Origin of the sequence: Streptomyces sp. NP160 (assembly GCF_006335115.1) — a bacterium.
GTDB lineage: Bacteria > Actinomycetota > Actinomycetes > Actinomycetales > Quadrisphaeraceae > Quadrisphaera.
Genome location: NZ_VDMJ01000024.1, coordinates 1 through 16187, shown reverse-complemented (window position 1 = coordinate 16187; position 16187 = coordinate 1). Strand labels below are relative to the sequence as shown.

Here is a 16187-nt window from a genome sequence, read left to right as displayed (position 1 = left end):
CCGTCGCCCTCGAGCCTGTCCCGGTGCCGAGGAGATCACCAGCCCCCCTTCGCGGCGGAGGGGTTCACCCGCGGTGAACGCGGCTTGACGGCGCAGACCTCCAGCGGGCCTGCTGGGCCCATGCGGCTGCTCGTGCTCGGTGGGACGCGCTTCGTGGGGCGCCACGTGGTCGACGCCGCCGTGCGCCGCGGCCACGACGTGGCCACCTTCACGCGGGGGCTGTCCGGGCACCCGCCGGACGGCGTGCTCGCCCTCCACGGCGACCGGGACGACCCGCCGTCGCTGGCAGCGGCGCTGTCCGGCGCCGCAGCGAGGGGCTGGCGGCCCGACGTCGTCGTCGACACCTCCTGCCAGACGCGCGCGGCCGCGGAGCAGGCCGCCGGAGCGCTCGCCGACGTGCGGGCGTACGCCCTGGTGAGCAGCCTCAACGCCTACCGGGCGTGGCCGCCCGGCCCCGTCCCCTCCGACGCCGAGGCCACCTGGCCCGAGGACGGCGACGGCGTGGAGCCCGACGCCTACGGCCCGGTCAAGGCGCACGCGGAGCGGGTGCTCACCGCCGCCGTGCGCGGCCCGGTGCTCCTGGCGCGCGCGGGTCTCATCGCCGGTCCCCACGACGACGTCGGCCGCGTGGCGTGGTGGCTGCGCCGCCTGGCGCGAGGGGGACGCGTCGTGGTCCCCGGGTCCGGGGCGATGGAGCAGCAGGTGGCCCTGGTCGACGCGCGCGACCTGGCCGACTGGCTGGTCCGCGGCGTGGAGGAGGGCTGGTCCGGCGGCGTCAACGCCACCTCGACGGCGGGGACGACGACGCTCGGCCGCCTGCTGCGCACCTGCGCCGACGTCGCGGGCGGTGACGCGGAGCTGGTGGAGGTGCCCGAGGAGCACCTGCTCGCCGCGGGCGTGGAGCCGTGGGTGCACCTGCCGTACTGGCTGCCCCGGGACGTGGCCGTCACGGCGTGGGACGTCGCCACGCCGCGGGCGCGGGAGACGGGCCTGGTGCAGCGCACGGTCTGCGAGACGGTGGCCGACACGTGGGCGTGGCTGCAGGCCGCCGGCGACGGCCAGGAGCTGCGAGCGGACCGACCAGCACCGGGTCTCCCGCAGGACCTGGAGCGAGAGCTGCTCGCCTCCGCGGGGAGCCTGCGGTGAGCCGCGCGAGGACCCCGCGCTCCGAGCGCCTCCTGCACGCCGTCCCCACGGCGCCACCGACCGGAGCGCCGCTCCTGCGCCAGGTGGTCGGTGCCCGGCTGCGGCGGGCGAGGACGGCGCAAGGCAGGTCGCTCAAGGAGGTCGCGGGATCCGCCGGCGTCTCCACCGGGCACCTGTCCCAGGTGGAGCGCGGGCTGGCCGAGGCCTCCTCGGAGGTGCTCCGGGCGGTGTGCCGCTCGCTGTCGCTGCCCCAGGCGGTGCTGCTGCGCGCCGTGGCCGCCGACCTGGCGCTGGCCGAGCCGGCCGCTGCGGCGCTGGCCGCCCCGGTCGCTGCTCCGGGCGCGGTGCGGGCGCTCGCTGCCTGAGCTCGCTCAGGCGCCGGTGGTGACGTGGTCGTAGGAGACGTGCACGAGCCGCGCCCACAGCGACCGCACCTCGTCGGGCGCACCAGCGCGTGGCACCGCGACCCACTCCCGTGCGGGTGAGCGGCCCATGCGCACCCGAGTGGCGGTGCCGGCGTCGACGAGCTCGGCGGCGAGGTCGGCGGGGACCTTGACCACGAGGGCACCGTCGCCGTCGACGAAGCCACCACCCGCCCGGAGGCGAAGAGGCCCTCGCAGCCGAACATGCGGCGGCGGGAGGAGCCGGGCAGGGCTTCGAGGTCGGCGACGACGTCGTCCAGGAGCACCTGGCCCAGGAGCCGCTGCGCACGGCGCTCGTCGGTGGCGTGCTCCGGCACCCGGCCATGGTGTCGCGCCCCCGCCCCCCGGCGCCAGACCCCGTCCAGCGCTGCAGGTGGCCGATCGCCCATGATCACGGCGGGATCGGGACCCCGATGACTTCCGCACGGCTGCGCGGTCCCCCCACCATGACCTCCATGGCCGTCAGCCACACCCCCGCCACCACCTGGACGCCCGGCACCCTGCAGGTCCCTGGCGCCCGGCTGCACCACGAGGTGGCCGGGCCGCCGGACGCGCCCGTCGTCGTCCTCGTCGGCCACCCCGCCGGTGCCGACGACTTCCGCGACCTGGGTGCCCACCTGGCCACCGACCACCGCGTGGTCCTGCACGACCCGCGCGGCTTCGGCGCGAGCCCCCTGGACGACCCGGCGGACCCGGCCGACCCCGACCGCCTCGCCGACGACGTCGCCGCGCTCCTCGACGCGGTCGCCGGTCCGGGCGCCCGCGCCGACGTCTTCGGCTCCAGCGGTGGCGCTGTCACCGGGCTGGCGTTCGCCGCGCGGCACCCGCAGCGGCTGCGCGTGCTGGTGGCGCACGAGCCGCCGCTGTTCGGGCCGCTGCCCGACGGCACCGAGCGGCGGGCGGACGCCGAGCGCGTGGTCACGACGCTCCACGAGCAGGGCGTGTGGCCCGCGATGGGCGCCTTCATGGCGCTGGCCGGCTTCGAGGCCCCGGAGGGCACCGACCACGCTCCGGCGACGCAGGACCCGCAACCGCCCGCCGACCCCACCGACCAGCACGTGGCGGCGATGACCCGCATGATCGACAAGGGACTGCTCACGGTCTGCGGGTACGACGTCGACGTCGAGGCCCTGCGCGCGGCCGAGGCCTCCGGCGCCCGCGTGGTGCTGGCGGCCGGGCGCGAGTCCGGCCGCCAGCTGGCGCGCCGCGGAGCGGAGGGCGTGGCGGCGCTGCTGGACCGGGAGGCCGCGATGGTGACCGGCGGCCACGTCGACTGGGTGCCGTGGATGGGTGGAGACCCGGACCGCTTCGCCCGCCAGCTGCGGGCGCTGCTGGCCTGACGGCGGGGGCGCCGGGGACGGCGCCGATGATGGTGGGCGTGGACGACAGCGCTGAGGGCGTCGAGGACCTCGTCGCGGCGTCGCGCGCCCTGCTGGGCGTGGTGGCGCGCTCGCTCGCGCCGGCGCTCGAGGAGGTGACGGTGCCGCAGTTCCGGCTGCTCGTGCTGGCCAGCGAGCTGGGCCCGGTGCGCTCCGGGGACCTGGCCGAGCGGCTGGCGGTGAGCGGCTCCACGCTGACCCGCACCGTCGACAGGCTCGTGGCCGGGGGGTGGCTGGAGCGGCGGGCCGGGGCCTCGGACCGGCGCGAGGTGCTCGTGGCCGCCACGGAGGCCGGCCTGCTCCTCGTGCGGGAGGTCACCGACCGGCGGCGCGCGGAGCTCGCGCGCGTGGTGGCCCGGCTGTCCCCGCAGGAGCGGGCGGTGCTGGCGCAGGGCGCGGCGGCCTTCCGCCGGGCGGCCGGCGAGCCCCTGCCGGAGGAGCTCTCCCCGTACGGCGGCTGAGCGCCACCGGGGAGCCCCTGGCCCCAATGGTTGCCCAAGGCGTACATTTGCATGCGTGCAAGTAGTTTCCTCGCACCCGTCGTCCCCCTCCTCCACCCGCCGGCGCGGACCGGCCCTCGGCGCCGCCTTCGACGGCCAGGTCCTGCGCCTGGCCCTGCCGGCCGTGCTCATCGGCGTCGGGGCGGGCCTGGCCGCCGTGGTCTTCCGCTGGATGGTCCACGCGGCGACGCTGGTCTTCAGCGGCCACGCGGACTACTCCGCCGTGGTCGGCCACCCCGCCGATCCGTGGGTGCCGTGGCTGGGGGCCGGGTTCGTCGTCCTCGCCCCCGCCGTCGGCGGCCTGCTCTACGGACCGCTGGTGCAGCGCTTCGCCCCCGAGGCCCGCGGGCACGGCGTCCCGGAGGTCATGCGCGCCATCAGCGCCGGTGGCGGCCGCATCCGCGGCAGCGTCGCGGCGGTGAAGGCCCTGGCCAGTGCGATCTGCATCGGCTCGGGCGGGTCCGTGGGCCGGGAGGGGCCGATCATCCAGATCGGCTCCGCGCTCGGCTCGGCCCTGGGCCAGCGGATGCGCCTGCCCGGCTCGCGCCTGTCCACGCTGGTGGCCTGCGGCGCCGCCGGCGGTGTCGCAGCCACCTTCAACGCCCCGCTGGGCGGCATCTTCTTCGCCCTCGAGCTGCTCCTGCAGGACTTCTCGCCCACGTCCTTCGGAGCGGTGACGGTCTCCGCGGTGATCGCTGCGCTGATCGGACGCGCCGCGTTCGGGGACGCCCCGTTCATCTCCCTGCCGGACCTGGGCGCCGTCCACCCCGAGGACTACCTGCTCGTGCTGCTGCTCGGCGTGCTCGCCGGGGCTGTCGGCATCGGCTTCGCGCGAGCGGTCTACCTCGTCGAGGACGCGTGCGAGGCGCTGTGGGGCCGGACCCGCGCGCCCGAGTGGGCGCGCCCGGCGGTCGGCGGCCTCGTTCTGGGCCTCCTGCTGCTGGCGGTGCCGCAGATGTACGGCGTCGGCTACCCCGTGCTGGAGAGCGCCGTCTTCGGGCGCACCGCCCTGGGCGCCCTCGTGGTGCTGCTGCTGGCCAAGGTGCTCGCCACCTCCCTCACCCTGGGCATCGGCGGCTCGGGCGGTGTCTTCGCGCCGTCGCTGTTCGTCGGGGCGATGGCGGGGGCGGCCTTCGGCGACGTCGCGGCCGCTGTCGACCCGTCGCTGGCGGGGCGCACGGCGCTGTTCGCCGTGGTGGGCATGGCCGCCACGTTCGCCGGCTCCACCCGGGCCCCCATCACGGGGGCGGTGATGCTGTTCGAGCTGACCGCCGCCCCGGCGCTGCTCCTGCCGCTCGCGCTGGCCGTGGTCCCGGCGACCGCGGTCTCGCGGATGCTCTCCCACGGCACCGTCTACACGTTGAAGCTCACCCGCCGGGAGGAGCGCGCCGGGGCCGCTCCCGTCACCCCGGTGACGGCCGGGGCGGCGGCCTGAGGCCCTCAGGCCGCCGCGACCGCCGGGTCGGAGGCCGACCGGCGGCGCGGCGGCACCGTGGCCAGCACGGACCCGGCCAGCACGAGCACGGCGCCCAGCGCCGTCCACGCGGTGAGCCGCTCCCCCAGCACCACCGCACCCGCGACCACCGCCACCAGCGGGTTCACGTAGACCACCGTGGTGGTGCGCACCGGGCCGACGGCGGCCACCAGCGCCCCGAACAGCAGGAACGCCCCCGCCGTGCACACCACCCCGAGGACGACGACGGACAGCACCACCGGCGCTGACGGCAGCTGCGCCGGCAGGCCGGGCCCGAGGAGCACCACGGGCAGGTACAGCAGCGCGGAGAGCGCCAGCGAGACCGCCATGACCCCGGCGCTGGGGACGTCGCGCAGGCGAGCCCCGAGCACCCACGCCCCGATGGCGTAGCAGACCACCACCACGCCCAGCTCGACCACGGCGACCGGGTCCGTGCCGGTCAGGGACACGCCCACGAGCGCCGCGACCCCCAGCGTGCCGACCGCCAGGCCCAGCACCCCGCGGCCGCCGAGGGGGCGGTGCGGGGAGTCGTCGAGGCCGGCGCGGCGGGCGGCAGCGCCCACGGCCAGCCCGACCAGCGGGACGGCGGCGATGAGCAGCGCCGTGGTGGAGCTGGGCAGCGACCGCTCGGCGCGGGCCAGCAGGAGCCAGGGGACGAGCACCTCGGCCGCGGTGTAGACGAGCACGGCCGGCCAGTGGCGCAGGGCCGGGGCGACCTCGCGGCGGGCGAGGGCCAGCGGCAGCAGGAGCAGCGCGCCCAGCGCCGTGCGCGCGAGCACGAGCACCGACGGCGCCAGCTCGGTCACGGCGATCGCGATGAACAGGTACGGGACGCCCCAGGCGATGCCGAGGCCGGCGAAGAGCAGGGCGGAGCGGCGGTTCACGAGCACATCACAGGGACATGGTGGGCGACCGCGCACTCCGGTCCGCGCCGCCGAGACCCGTGCGCGAGCAGGTCGGCAGGATCTCGACGGCGGGTGGCTGTTCCGGGACTGCGGCTCAGCCGCTGCAGCCCTCCGTGACGCCGTGACGCGCCGCGTTGGCGTAGGCGGCGTCGCGCACGTACTGCGCGAGCCCCACAGCCACGGCCTCGTAGGTGGCGGTGAAGCGCGGGTCGTCCACGTACAGCTGGCTGACGGACCGGTGCATCGCGTGGGACATCTCGTAGAAGCGCTCGCACACGGGGAGGCGGTGCCGCTCGGCGACGGCCGTGGCGGCATCACCGTCGGCGGGCTCCCCCGCCGCGAGCAGCTCGGCGAAGTCGGCGTTGATGGCGTCCGCCTCGGCCTTGACCTGCTCCCAGTCCGCCTTCGCGTGCTGCGCGGTGCGCTGCTGCGACTGCGCCCACTGCTCGGTCTGCCCCCAGCGCTCCTGCGCCTCGAGGGCGTGGTCCTCGCTGGACGAGTCGCCGAAGAGCTCTCGCCGCTCCTCAGGGGTCAGCTGGGTCCCGGTCATCGTCGCCTCCAGTGCTCTCTCGATCGCCGCGAGGAGGTCGGAGTCCTCCCGCAGCCTGGCCGTGACCGCGTCGCGCTGGCGCCGCAGGTGGTCGACGAGCTCCTCGCCGTCCGCGTCCAGCAGCGCGCTGACGTCGTCGAGGGAGAAGCCGAGGCGCCGGTACACCACCGCCGCCTGCAGCCGCTCGACGTCGTCGGGCGCGTACAGCCGGTACCCGGCGGCGGTGCGCCCGGACGGGCGCACCAGGCCGACGGCGTCGTAGTGGTGCAGCGCACGGACGCTGACCCCGGTCACCTCGGCCACGCGCCCCACGGTCCACAGCTCGGCCGCGCGGTGCTCGCCGTCCTCGTCGCCGCCGTGCTCACGGCGCTCGTGCGGTGGTGTCACGGGGACCACCGTGGGCCCTGACGCCGCGTGAGGGTCAAGGGGCCGGGCCGACGAGCCGCGCACCGCTCCGGAGGGGTGGAGAGCAGCAAGGTCGAGCGCCGGCGTCGAGCGGTCCGGGTGACCGCTGCACCGATGAGTCCCCGCACCCGCAGCGGTCAGCACCCCGACCCCACGGACGAGGCGAGGAGTGCCACGGTGAGGACCTTGGCCATCACCCAGAACACCACCGTCGACGGAGCAGTGGAGGTGCTCGGCGACTGGTTCGACGCTCAAGGACAAGGCGGCTCAGACCAGTCCGACCTGCTGGAGGTGCTCCAGCGCGACAGCGCCGCCTCCGACGCCCTCCTGGTCGGTCGACGCACCTTCGAGGACCTGCGCGGGTACTGGCCCCACCAGGACGGTGACACCACCGGGGTCAGCGCCCACCTGGACGCCGTCTCCAAGCACGTCGTCACCTCCACGATGAACGACCCCGGCTGGCAGAACACCACCGTCATCAGCGGCGACGTCATCGCGGAGGTGCGCGCGCTGAAGGAGGGCCCCGGCAGGGACGTCGTCGTCACCGGCAGCATCCGGCTGTGCCACACCCTCATCGCCGCCGGCCTGGTCGATGAGTACCGCCTGTTCACCTACCCCGTGGTCCAGGGCGGCGGGCGCCGGCTGTTCCCCGACGGCCACCAGCTGCCGGCACTGCGGCTGCTGGAGTCACGGGCCTTCCGCAGCGGCACCACCTACACCCGCTACGGCGTCGCACCGGGCGACCCACCGGGGAGTGCCGCTGGTGGTGGGGCTCCGTGAGCGCACGGGTCCTCGCCCAGCAGTGGGTCAGCCTGGACGGCTGCGCCGCCGGGCCCGGTGGAGAGGCGGACCTCTTCTCGGCGGTGCCGGCGGAGGCAGACGCCGCCAGCATGGAGCACGACGTCCGTCTCCTGTCCGAGGTGGCCGAGGTGCTGCTGGGCCGGAACACCTACGAGTCCTTCGTCCAGTTCTGGCCGACGGCTGACCTGCCGGTGGCGCAGCTGGGGAACACCACGCCCAAGACGGTCTTCTCCCGTCGGCTGCGGGATGCGCCGTGCGCGACGTCGTCGCCCACGTCCTGAGCTACGACGACCTGACGGCGCGCCAGACCCTGGACCGCTCCATCTCCGGCCGCCTCATCACCGCCCGCATCAACGCAGCCGTCGGACGGGGATCGTCAGCACGCCCGTCGCCCTTCACGCCGGTGCACCGGTCCTGCGCGGTCGCCGTCCACGTCGACCCGGTCGAGCACGGACACCGCAGTGGCCGACAGCCGCTCCTCGGCAGCCCAGGTCCGCGAGAGCCGACGGGGGGTACCTGCCCCCGAGAGGTCACCAGTCCGACCGACGGAGCGCCGGCCGACCGACGGCGGGGTCCTCCGGGCTCCGCGGCGTCGTCGGGCGGTCCTCAGCCGCGACAGCTGCGTCGCGCGGTCTTGGCCTGGTACATGCGCCGGTCCGCGCTGCGCACGACCTCGTCGGGGGCGTCGCCCGGGTGGCCCGTCGCGGTCCCGGTGCTGACCCCGACCCGCACCGCCCTCGGGTCCCCCGGACCGGCGGGTGCCGAGGGGTCGAGCAGCGCCACCGGCCGCTCCACCGCGGACCGCACCGCGGCGGCCAGGGCGTCCAGGCGGCGGTGGTCGGCGCCGGGGCTGATGACGATGAACTCGTCGCCGCCGTAGCGGCCCGCCAGCTCCCCGGGCGCGACCACCGCTGAGAGGCGCCGGGCCACCTCGACCAGGAGCAGGTCACCGGCGTGGTGGCCGTCCCGGTCGTTGACGGCCTTGAACCCGTCCAGGTCGCAGAACAGCACGCCCGCTCCTGGTCCGCCCTCGGAGAGGGCCTCCTGCAGACGGGCCAGGGCGCTCGTGCGGTTGGCCAGCCCGGTCAGGGCGTCGGTCTCGGCGCGGCGCCGCAGCGCGGCCTGCTCGTGGCGCTGGTCGGTGACGTCCACCCCCACCAGCGACTCCGCACAGGGCCGCCCGTCCGCGTCGAGCAGGACGTCGACCTGCATCGAGACCCGCCGCCGGCCTCCGCAGCGGTCCACCCAGTCGCCCTCGACCGTGAAGTGCAGGCCGGTGGCCATCGCGCGGGAGAAGTCGGCGCGCGCTCGCGCGCGGTCCTCAGGAGCCACGAAGGTCTCCCAGAAGGGGCGGGCGGCCAGCTCGTCCGAGGTCCAGCCGGTGGTGCGGGTCACCGCCGGGTTGGCCACCAGCACGCGGGCGTCACGGCCGATGACCATCAGCAGCGCCCGGCTCCCGGTGAAGGCCGCCGCCATCAGGGCGAGGTCGCTCGACGCGCAGGCGGTGGCCTGGTCGGAGGGGGTGGTGCTCAACGCTGGAGCCTCCCGCCCGTGGGTGCGGCGAACCCGGTCAGCAGGAGCATCGACACCCGGCACGACGAACTGGAGCGCAGACCCCTCGACGGTCCAGCGGGAGCCGAGCCGACGCGCGGGGAGCCGCAGGAGCCCGGAGCACGGGTGCTCCGCGGATCCCGGCGCCCACGCGCCGGGGCGGGTCAGGCCCGTCGAAGGCGTCCCTGTCGTCCCTGCCGCACCGCGGCCCAGCCGACACCGACCGCCAGGGCGACGGCCGCGCCGGCGAGGGCGAGCACCTCCGGGCGGGGCGGCGACGTGCCGCACGACGCCCGGTCACCGGCCGCGTCACCGGCCCCACCGCCACCGCCCCCGCCGACCGCGGCGCCGCCCCCGCCGGCGCAGGCGTCAGCGGGGGTGCAGCAGGCGTAGGCCGCCGCGGTCTCGGCGCGCGAGACCGCGAAGTCCGCCTGCACCTGCGCCAGGCTGCGCGGCCCCAGCCCGGCGTCCCACGACTGGACGCTCATGGGCGTGACCACCCCGTCCACGAGCGTGAAGAACGCGCCGTCCCACGGCACCTCCACGAGCGCGCCCGCTGCGGTCTCGAGGAATGGCCGCGCGCCGACGGGGTCGGGGCTCCACCCCGAGGACCGCACGTCGCCGGCGTCGTCGAGGAACGTCCGCTGCCACCCCACCACCACGCCGTCGACCTCGACCGCGGCGATCCACGCGTCACCGGCCTCCACGGGGTCTGCGTCGCTGTCGCCCTCCTGGAACGCCTCGGTGAAGGAGAAGAGCTGGTGCACCGTGCCCGCGCTCACCGTGCCACCTGGTCCGTGCGTGGACGTGACCATCCGGCGCAGGAACTCCCCGTCGTAGGCCGCCTGCACCTGCGGCGGCACGCTCCCCACGGCGGTCGGCCCGGTCGGCCCGGTCGGCCCGGTCGGCGCCGACGTGGCCGCTCGCGCCGGAGCCGCTCCCACCAGCCCCGCCCCCAGGACGACGACGAGCGCGGCCACCACCGCCGCCGCCGCAGGGCCCACCACCGACCGCCGACCTGCCACCACGCCAGCACCTCCGCACCCGGGGCCCCGCCGCCGAGGCCGCCACCTGCACGACGCCGTCGTCGTCGTCCTCGTTGCACAGCCGGCCCGCCGGTGCGGGCGGCGAGTCGCCCGGGAGGACGACGACGGCGGACGCGGCGCTCTGGCAGTGTGGTCGCCCGTGCCCGACAGCACGGCCAGCTCCCCGACCATCCCCGCCAGGCGGACGCCCCGGGCCCGGGCGCCCCACCCCGGGCGCGTCATCGCGGGCGGCTTCGCCGCCGCCATCGCCGTGGGGACCGTGCTGCTCGCGCTCCCGATCGCGCACACGGACGGCAGCGTCGACCTCATCGCGGCGCTCTTCACCGCCACGTCCGCCGTGTCGGTGACGGGCCTGGCGATCGTGGACACGGGCACCGCGTGGACCGTCTACGGCCACGTAGTGATCATGCTGCTGGTGCAGCTGGGCGGGCTGGGCATCACCACGGCCGCCACGCTCGTGGCCCTGCTGCTCTCGCGCCGCCTGGGGCTGCGCGCGCGCCTGGTGGCGCAGACGGAGTCGCGCTCGCTGAGCGCGGGTGACGTCCGCACCGTCATCCGCACGGTCTTCCTGTTCAGCATCGCCTCGGAGGCGGTCTTCGCCGTCCTGCTGTTCGCGAAGTGGGCCCTGCTCGACGGCGAGCCGGTGCTGCGGACCGCCTGGCGCTCGGTCTTCTACGCCGTGATGTCCTTCAACAACGCCGGGTTCTCGCTGGCCAGCGACAGCCTCGTCCGGTACGCCGACGACCCGGCCACGCTGCTCATCATCTGCGCGGCCACGCTGCTCGGCGGCCTGGGCTTCCCCGTGGTGTTCGAGCTGGCCCGCGGTGGCCTGCGCGGCGGCGGGTGGCGCCACCCGCGCTCGTGGTCGGTGCTGACGCGCGTCACGGTCACCGTGACGGTGTGGCTGCTGGCCGTCGGCACGGCGCTCCTGGCGGTCTTCGAGGTCCCCAACCCCGCCACGCTCGGCGCGCTCGACCCCGTCGACGCCGCGGTGGGGGCGTTCACCCTGGCCGTGATGGCCGGGTCAGCGGGGTTCAACGCCATCGACATCGGCGCGATGACACCGGAGGGGCTGCTCGTCACCGACGTCCTGATGTTCATCGGCGGCGGCTCGGCCAGCACCGCCGGCGGCATCAAGGTCACCACCTTCGGCCTGCTCGCGGCGGTCCTGTGGGCGGAGCTGCGCGGCGACGTCGACGTGGAGGTCGGGCGCCGCCGGGTGCCCGCCGCCACCCAGCGGCAGGCGCTCGCCGTGGCGCTGCTGGGCATCGGCATCGTGGCGGTCGGGACGCTGGCCCTGCACGCCACCACCGACCAGCCCACCGACATCGTGCTGTTCGAGGCCGTGTCCGCCTTCGGCACCGTGGGCCTGTCCACCGGGGTGACGGCCGACCTGCCGACCGCGGCGCAGGTCGTCATCGTGGTGCTGATGTACATCGGGCGCATCGGGCCCGTGACCCTGGCCTCCGCGCTCGCCCTGCGCGAGCGCGCGAAGCTCCACCACCTCCCCGAGGAGCGGATGATCGTTGGCTAGCCGCAGAGATCCCGTCGCCGTCCTGGGCCTGGGCCGCTTCGGCACCGCCCTGGCCCTGGAGCTGCAGCGCGGCGGCACGGAGGTGATCGGCGTGGATGCCCGCGCCGACGTCGTCCAGTCGCTGTCCGGGGTGCTCCCGCAGGTCATCACGGCGGACACCACGGTCCCGGAGGCGCTGCGCGAGATCGGCATCCAGGACTTCCCCCGCGCCGTGGTGGGCATCGGCACCCACCTGGAGGCCAGCATCCTCACCACGGCGGTGCTGGTGGACCTCGAGGTGCCCACCATCTGGGCCAAGGCGCTGTCCGACCAGCACGCCACCATCCTGAGGCGCGTCGGAGCGCACCACGTCGTTCTGCCCGAGCAGCAGATGGGCGAGCGGGTGGCCCACCTCGTCGCCGGACGCATGCAGGACTGGGTGGAGCTGGGCCCGCAGTGGGTGCTGGCCAAGACGCGACCGCCGCGCGACCTGGTGGGCGTGCCGCTGGGCGAGTCCAAGCTGCGCTCCAAGCACCGGGTCACCGTGGTCTCGGTGAAGCCCGAGGGCTCCGAGCAGTACACGCACGCCGGGTACGACACGGTGCTGAGCTACGGCTCGGTCATCGTCATCGCGGGGAAGCCGTCCGACGTGGAGCGCTTCGTCGAGCTCGACTGACCGCCGGTCGGGGCGGGGTGGCACGATGGGGACAGGTCCTCCACCCTTCGCCAGGTGCAGGACCAGGTCCCCGTCGGCTTCCACCCGGCGGGGACCGCTCTGCGTCGGGCGCCTCACGCGGTCGACCGGGCGCACCGACGACGACGCGCCCCGGCCGGCGTCGCGCCGGCGGACCTCTGACGGCAGGCGGTCCGCGCTGACCGCGGTCGGCGGCGTCCGCAGCTCCGGCCGGTGACCTGCGCCCCGTCCGCCCGGCCGGCAGGTGGCTCGCCAGAACCCGGTACCGCGAGTACCGTGTACTCCTCGTACCGCACAGGTGGTCCATCGACGAGGAGGTCGGCGTGCTCTCAGGGCGCGACGTGGTGTTCGTGGACGGTGTGCGCACGCCGTTCGGCAGGGCCGGCGAGAAGGGGATGTACGCGCAGACGCGCGCCGACGACATGGTCGTCCGGCTGGTGCGCGAGGTCCTGCGCCGCAACCCCTCGCTGCCGCCGGAGCGCATCGACGAGGTGGCGATCGCCGCCACCACGCAGGAGGGCGACCAGGGCCTCACCCTCGGCCGCAGCGCCGGCATGCTGGCCGGCCTGCCGCAGTCCGTGCCGGGGTTCGCCATCGACAGGATGTGCGCCGGCGCCATGACCGCGGTGACGACGACGGCGTCGGGCATCGCTGCCGGCGCCTACGACGCGGTGCTGGCCGGCGGCGTGGAGCACATGGGCCGCCACCCCCTCGGCGCCAACTTCGCCCCGAACCCCCGCTTCGTGGCCGACCGGATCGTCGACGGCGACGCGCTGGTCATGGGCCGCACCGCGGAGAACATCCACGACCGGTACCCGCACCTCACCCGCGAGCGCTCCGACGCCTTCGCCGCGGCCTCCCAGGCCAAGCTGGCGGCGGCCTACGAGCGCGGCGACGTCCAGCCCGACCTCGTGCCGGTGGCCACGCGCCACGCCGAGAAGGGCTGGGGCCTGGCCACGGCCGACGAGCCGCCGCGCCCCGGCACCACGGTCGAGCAGCTCGCTGGCCTCAAGACCCCGTTCCGGCCCCACGGCCGCGTCACCGCCGGCAACGCCGCCGGGCTCAACGACGGCGCCACGATGTGCCTGATGGCCTCCGGTGAGACGGCGGCCGAGCTGGGCCTGCCCGTGGCCATGCGCCTGGCGGGCTTCGCGTTCGCCGGCGTCGACCCGGCGGTCATGGGCATCGGCCCGGTGCCCGCCACGGAGAAGCTGCTGGCCAAGACGGGCCTGTCCATCGACGACATCGGGCTGTTCGAGCTCAACGAGGCCTTCGCCGTGCAGGTGCTGGCCTTCACCGACCACTTCGGCATCGCCGACGACGACGAGCGCGTCAACCCGTGGGGCGGCGCCATCGCCGTCGGCCACCCGCTGGCCAGCTCCGGCGTGCGCCTCATGACGCAGCTGGCCCGGCAGTTCGCCCAGCGTCCCGACGTCCGCTACGGCCTCACCGCCATGTGCGTGGGCCTGGGCCAGGGTGGTGCGGTGCTGTGGGAGAACCCCCACTTCGACGGATCGACCGGCACGACTGGCGCGAAGGAGCAGGCGGCGTGAGCGAGCAGACCGTGCAGGCCCAGCCCGAGCAGGCCCGCCTCGACCAGGGCACCGGAGGCACCGAGGGCGTCGTGCGCCCCGAGGACCTCGTCGACCCGAACGGGTCCGAGCGCGTGACGCTCTTCCCCTGGCAGGAGGTGCCGCTGGCAGCGCTGCGCCCGGGGCTGGCGGGATCGATCGCGCTGATCACCATGGACAACTCCCCCCGCGATCCTGAAGACCACCGCCGTCCGACCACGCTGGGCCCCGCCGGGCTGCTGCAGCTGCGCGACACCCTCGACGCCGTCGAGGCGCGGGTGCGCGAGGGCGCGGTGACGGCGGTGGCCATCACGGGCAAGCCGTTCGTCTTCGCCGTCGGCGCCGACCTCAAGGACGTCGCCCGGATCTCCTCGACCGCTGCGGCCCGCGCCGTCGCCCAGCACGGCCACGACCAGCTGCGCCGTCTCGGCGAGCTCGGCGTGCCGTCGTTCGCGTTCGTCAACGGCCCCGCCATGGGCGGCGGCCTGGAGGTGGCGCTGCACTGCACCTACCGCACCGCCTCGTCGGTGGCGCGCGGGCTGGCGCTGCCCGAGGTCGCCCTCGGCCTGGTGCCCGGCTGGGGCGGCACGCACCTGCTGCCGGCGCTGATCGGCATCGAGAAGGCCGTGCGGGTGGTCATCGCCGACCCCGCGTCGCAGAAGACCCTCACAGCGCAGCAGGCGCTGGAGCTGGGCGTGGTGGACGTCGTGCTGGACTCCCCCGACTTCCTCGAGGAGTCGCTGCGCTGGGCCGCGCGCGTGGTGGACGGCGACGTCGTCGTCGACAGGCCCGAGGTCAGCCGCGACGAGCGGCTCTGGGACGGCGTGCTCGCGGCGACCCGCACGGGAGTCGACAAGAAGCTCCACGGGGCGGCGCCCGCGCCCTACCGGGCGCTGGACCTGCTGGCCCGCGCGCGCACCGACGTCGGTGAGCAGGGCCGGGAGGCGGCCTTCGCCGCCGAGGACGACGCCCTCGCCGAGCTGATCATGACCGACGAGTTCCGCTCCGGCGTGTACTCCTTCGACCTGGTGCAGCGCCGGGCCAAGAAGCCCGCCGGCGCGCCCGACCCGAAGCTCGCGCGGCCGGTCGGCAAGGTCGGCGTGGTGGGCGCCGGGCTCATGGCCAGCCAGCTGGCGCTGGTGTTCGCCCGGCAGCTCAAGGTGCCCGTCGTCCTCACCGACCTCGACCAGGCGCGCGTCGACAAGGGCGTGGCGTGGGTGCACGGCGAGATCGCCAAGCTCCGCGAGAAGGGGCGCCTCTCGGACGGCGCCGCGCAGCGGCTGACGGCCGGCGTCACCGGGACCACCTCCACCGCCGAGGCCTTCGGCGACGCCGACCTCGTCATCGAGGCGGTCTTCGAGGAGCTGTCCGTCAAGCAGCAGGTCTTCCGGGAGGTGGAGCGCGTCGTCAGGGAGGACTGCGTGCTCATGACCAACACCTCCTCGCTGTCGGTGACGGCGATGGCCCGAGCGCTGGAGCACCCGGAGCGCTTGGTCGGGTTCCACTTCTTCAACCCCGTGGCCGTGATGCCGCTGGTGGAGGTCGTGCGGACCACGGGCGAGACCCCGACTGACGACGTCACCCTGGCCACCGCGTTCGCCGTGGGCAAGGGGCTGCGCAAGTCTTGCGTGCTCGTGCAGGACGCCCCGGCCTTCGTGGTGAACCGCCTGCTCACGCGGTTCATGAGCGAGGCCAGCGTCGTCGTCGACGAGGGCACGCCGGTGGAGGTGGCCGAGGCCGCGCTCGACTCCCTCGGCCTGCCGATGAGCAACTTCGAGCTGCTCGGCCTGGTCGGTCCCGCGGTGGCGCTGCACGTGGCGGAGTCGCTGCACGCGGCGTTCCCCGAGCGGTTCCCCGTGTCGGCCAACCTCCGGCGGATCGTCGAGGCCGGGCTCCCCGGCGTCTACGAGAAGGGCTCGCGCACGCTCACGGACGCCGCCCGCGGCGTGCTGGTGCTCGGCGACTCCCCCTCCACCGAGGAGCAGGTGCGCGAGCGCGTGCTCGCGGCACTGGCCGACGAGGCGAGGCGCATGCTCGACGAGGGCGTGGTCTCCGACCCGCGCGACATCGACCTGTGCCTGCAGCTGGGCGCTGGCTGGCCCGCGCACCTGGGCGGGATCCTGCCGCTGCTGGACCGGACCGGGGTGTCCGAGCGCGTCACCGGGCAGCGGTTCCTGCCCCGCGGCGTCGCATCCGTCCCCGCCTGACCCCCACCCCCTCCGTGATCATG

The 16187-nt window shown here is 75.6% G+C and carries 16 protein-coding genes; 11 read left to right on the top strand and 5 right to left on the bottom strand.

Going from position 1 to position 16187, the window contains the following annotated elements; all coding sequences use genetic code 11:
- The first annotated feature begins 120 nt into the window (after positions 1-120).
- Complete coding sequence (locus tag FHN55_RS12680; RefSeq protein WP_139712690.1) at positions 121-1146, top strand: NAD-dependent epimerase/dehydratase family protein; 1026 nt, start codon at positions 121-123, stop codon at positions 1144-1146.
- The gene (locus FHN55_RS12675) at positions 1143-1511 is read left to right on the top strand and encodes a helix-turn-helix domain-containing protein (RefSeq protein ID WP_218974625.1); all 369 of its coding nucleotides are present in this window, start codon (positions 1143-1145) and stop codon (positions 1509-1511) included. The genes FHN55_RS12680 and FHN55_RS12675 overlap by 4 nt, the downstream gene beginning before the upstream one ends.
- A 6-nt stretch (positions 1512-1517) precedes the next feature.
- Here the strand turns inward: FHN55_RS12675 and FHN55_RS12670 are convergent, their stop codons facing one another.
- Positions 1518-1706, bottom strand: coding sequence for a hypothetical protein (locus tag FHN55_RS12670; RefSeq protein ID WP_139712689.1), 189 nt, complete (start codon positions 1704-1706; stop codon positions 1518-1520).
- Positions 1707-2023: 317 nt separating this feature from the next.
- On the opposite strand from FHN55_RS12670, the gene FHN55_RS12665 reads away from it, so the two are divergent.
- Genes FHN55_RS12665 through FHN55_RS12655 form a run of 3 tightly spaced genes read left to right on the top strand, consistent with a single transcriptional unit; the run spans position 2024 to position 4882 of the window.
- On the top strand, positions 2024-2908 hold the full coding sequence (locus FHN55_RS12665; protein ID WP_180357813.1) for an alpha/beta fold hydrolase: 885 nt from the start codon (positions 2024-2026) through the stop codon (positions 2906-2908).
- A 38-nt stretch (positions 2909-2946) separates the two neighbouring features.
- Complete coding sequence (locus tag FHN55_RS12660) at positions 2947-3408, top strand: MarR family winged helix-turn-helix transcriptional regulator (RefSeq protein ID WP_180357812.1); 462 nt, start codon at positions 2947-2949, stop codon at positions 3406-3408.
- Positions 3409-3463: 55 nt separating this feature from the next.
- On the top strand, positions 3464-4882 hold the full coding sequence (locus tag FHN55_RS12655) for a chloride channel protein (protein WP_373995732.1): 1419 nt from the start codon (positions 3464-3466) through the stop codon (positions 4880-4882).
- A gap of 5 nt (positions 4883-4887) precedes the next feature.
- Here the strand turns inward: FHN55_RS12655 and FHN55_RS12650 are convergent, their stop codons facing one another.
- Positions 4888-5805: a DMT family transporter gene (locus FHN55_RS12650; protein WP_139712686.1), complete on the bottom strand. Its 918-nt coding sequence runs from the start codon at positions 5803-5805 to the stop codon at positions 4888-4890.
- A 115-nt stretch (positions 5806-5920) separates the two neighbouring features.
- Complete coding sequence (locus FHN55_RS12645) at positions 5921-6763, bottom strand: MerR family transcriptional regulator (protein ID WP_218974624.1); 843 nt, start codon at positions 6761-6763, stop codon at positions 5921-5923.
- A gap of 195 nt (positions 6764-6958) precedes the next feature.
- On the opposite strand from FHN55_RS12645, the gene FHN55_RS12640 reads away from it, so the two are divergent.
- Positions 6959-7561 (top strand): dihydrofolate reductase family protein, encoded by a 603-nt coding sequence (locus FHN55_RS12640; RefSeq protein WP_139712685.1) that lies wholly within the window; start codon positions 6959-6961, stop codon positions 7559-7561.
- Complete coding sequence (locus tag FHN55_RS12635) at positions 7558-7863, top strand: dihydrofolate reductase family protein (protein ID WP_139712684.1); 306 nt, start codon at positions 7558-7560, stop codon at positions 7861-7863. The genes FHN55_RS12640 and FHN55_RS12635 overlap by 4 nt, the downstream gene beginning before the upstream one ends.
- Positions 7864-8188: 325 nt before the next feature.
- Here FHN55_RS12635 and FHN55_RS12630 read toward each other — a convergent pair whose 3' ends face one another.
- Together FHN55_RS12630 and FHN55_RS12625 are read right to left on the bottom strand one after the other, a co-directional pair.
- Positions 8189-9115, bottom strand: coding sequence for a GGDEF domain-containing protein (locus tag FHN55_RS12630; RefSeq protein WP_218974623.1), 927 nt, complete (start codon positions 9113-9115; stop codon positions 8189-8191).
- 182 nt (positions 9116-9297) lie between these two features.
- Positions 9298-10158 (bottom strand): hypothetical protein, encoded by an 861-nt coding sequence (locus FHN55_RS12625; RefSeq protein WP_139712683.1) that lies wholly within the window; start codon positions 10156-10158, stop codon positions 9298-9300.
- 160 nt (positions 10159-10318) lie between these two features.
- Here FHN55_RS12625 and FHN55_RS12620 point away from each other — a divergent pair, with 160 nt between their 5' ends.
- The 4 genes from FHN55_RS12620 (at position 10319) to FHN55_RS12605 (ending at position 16164) form a co-directional block, all read left to right on the top strand.
- On the top strand, positions 10319-11713 hold the full coding sequence (locus tag FHN55_RS12620; protein WP_257570939.1) for a TrkH family potassium uptake protein: 1395 nt from the start codon (positions 10319-10321) through the stop codon (positions 11711-11713).
- A complete protein-coding gene (locus FHN55_RS12615; RefSeq protein ID WP_139712682.1) occupies positions 11706-12368 on the top strand; it encodes a TrkA family potassium uptake protein in 663 nt (220 codons plus the stop codon). Before FHN55_RS12620 ends, FHN55_RS12615 begins: the two co-directional genes overlap by 8 nt.
- A 341-nt stretch (positions 12369-12709) precedes the next feature.
- Positions 12710-13939, top strand: a complete 1230-nt coding sequence (locus FHN55_RS12610; protein WP_218974622.1) for a thiolase family protein — start codon at positions 12710-12712, stop codon at positions 13937-13939.
- Complete coding sequence (locus FHN55_RS12605) at positions 13936-16164, top strand: 3-hydroxyacyl-CoA dehydrogenase NAD-binding domain-containing protein (RefSeq protein WP_373995731.1); 2229 nt, start codon at positions 13936-13938, stop codon at positions 16162-16164. Before FHN55_RS12610 ends, FHN55_RS12605 begins: the two co-directional genes overlap by 4 nt.
- Positions 16165-16187: the final 23 nt, after the last annotated feature.

Excerpts from the sequence above, each read along its gene's own strand:
- FHN55_RS12665 (WP_180357813.1), top strand. The coding sequence starts at position 2,024 with ATGGCCGTCAGCCACACCCCCGCCACCACCTGGACGCCCGGCACCCTG.
- FHN55_RS12680 (WP_139712690.1), top strand. The coding sequence starts at position 121 with ATGCGGCTGCTCGTGCTCGGTGGGACGCGCTTCGTGGGGCGCCACGTG.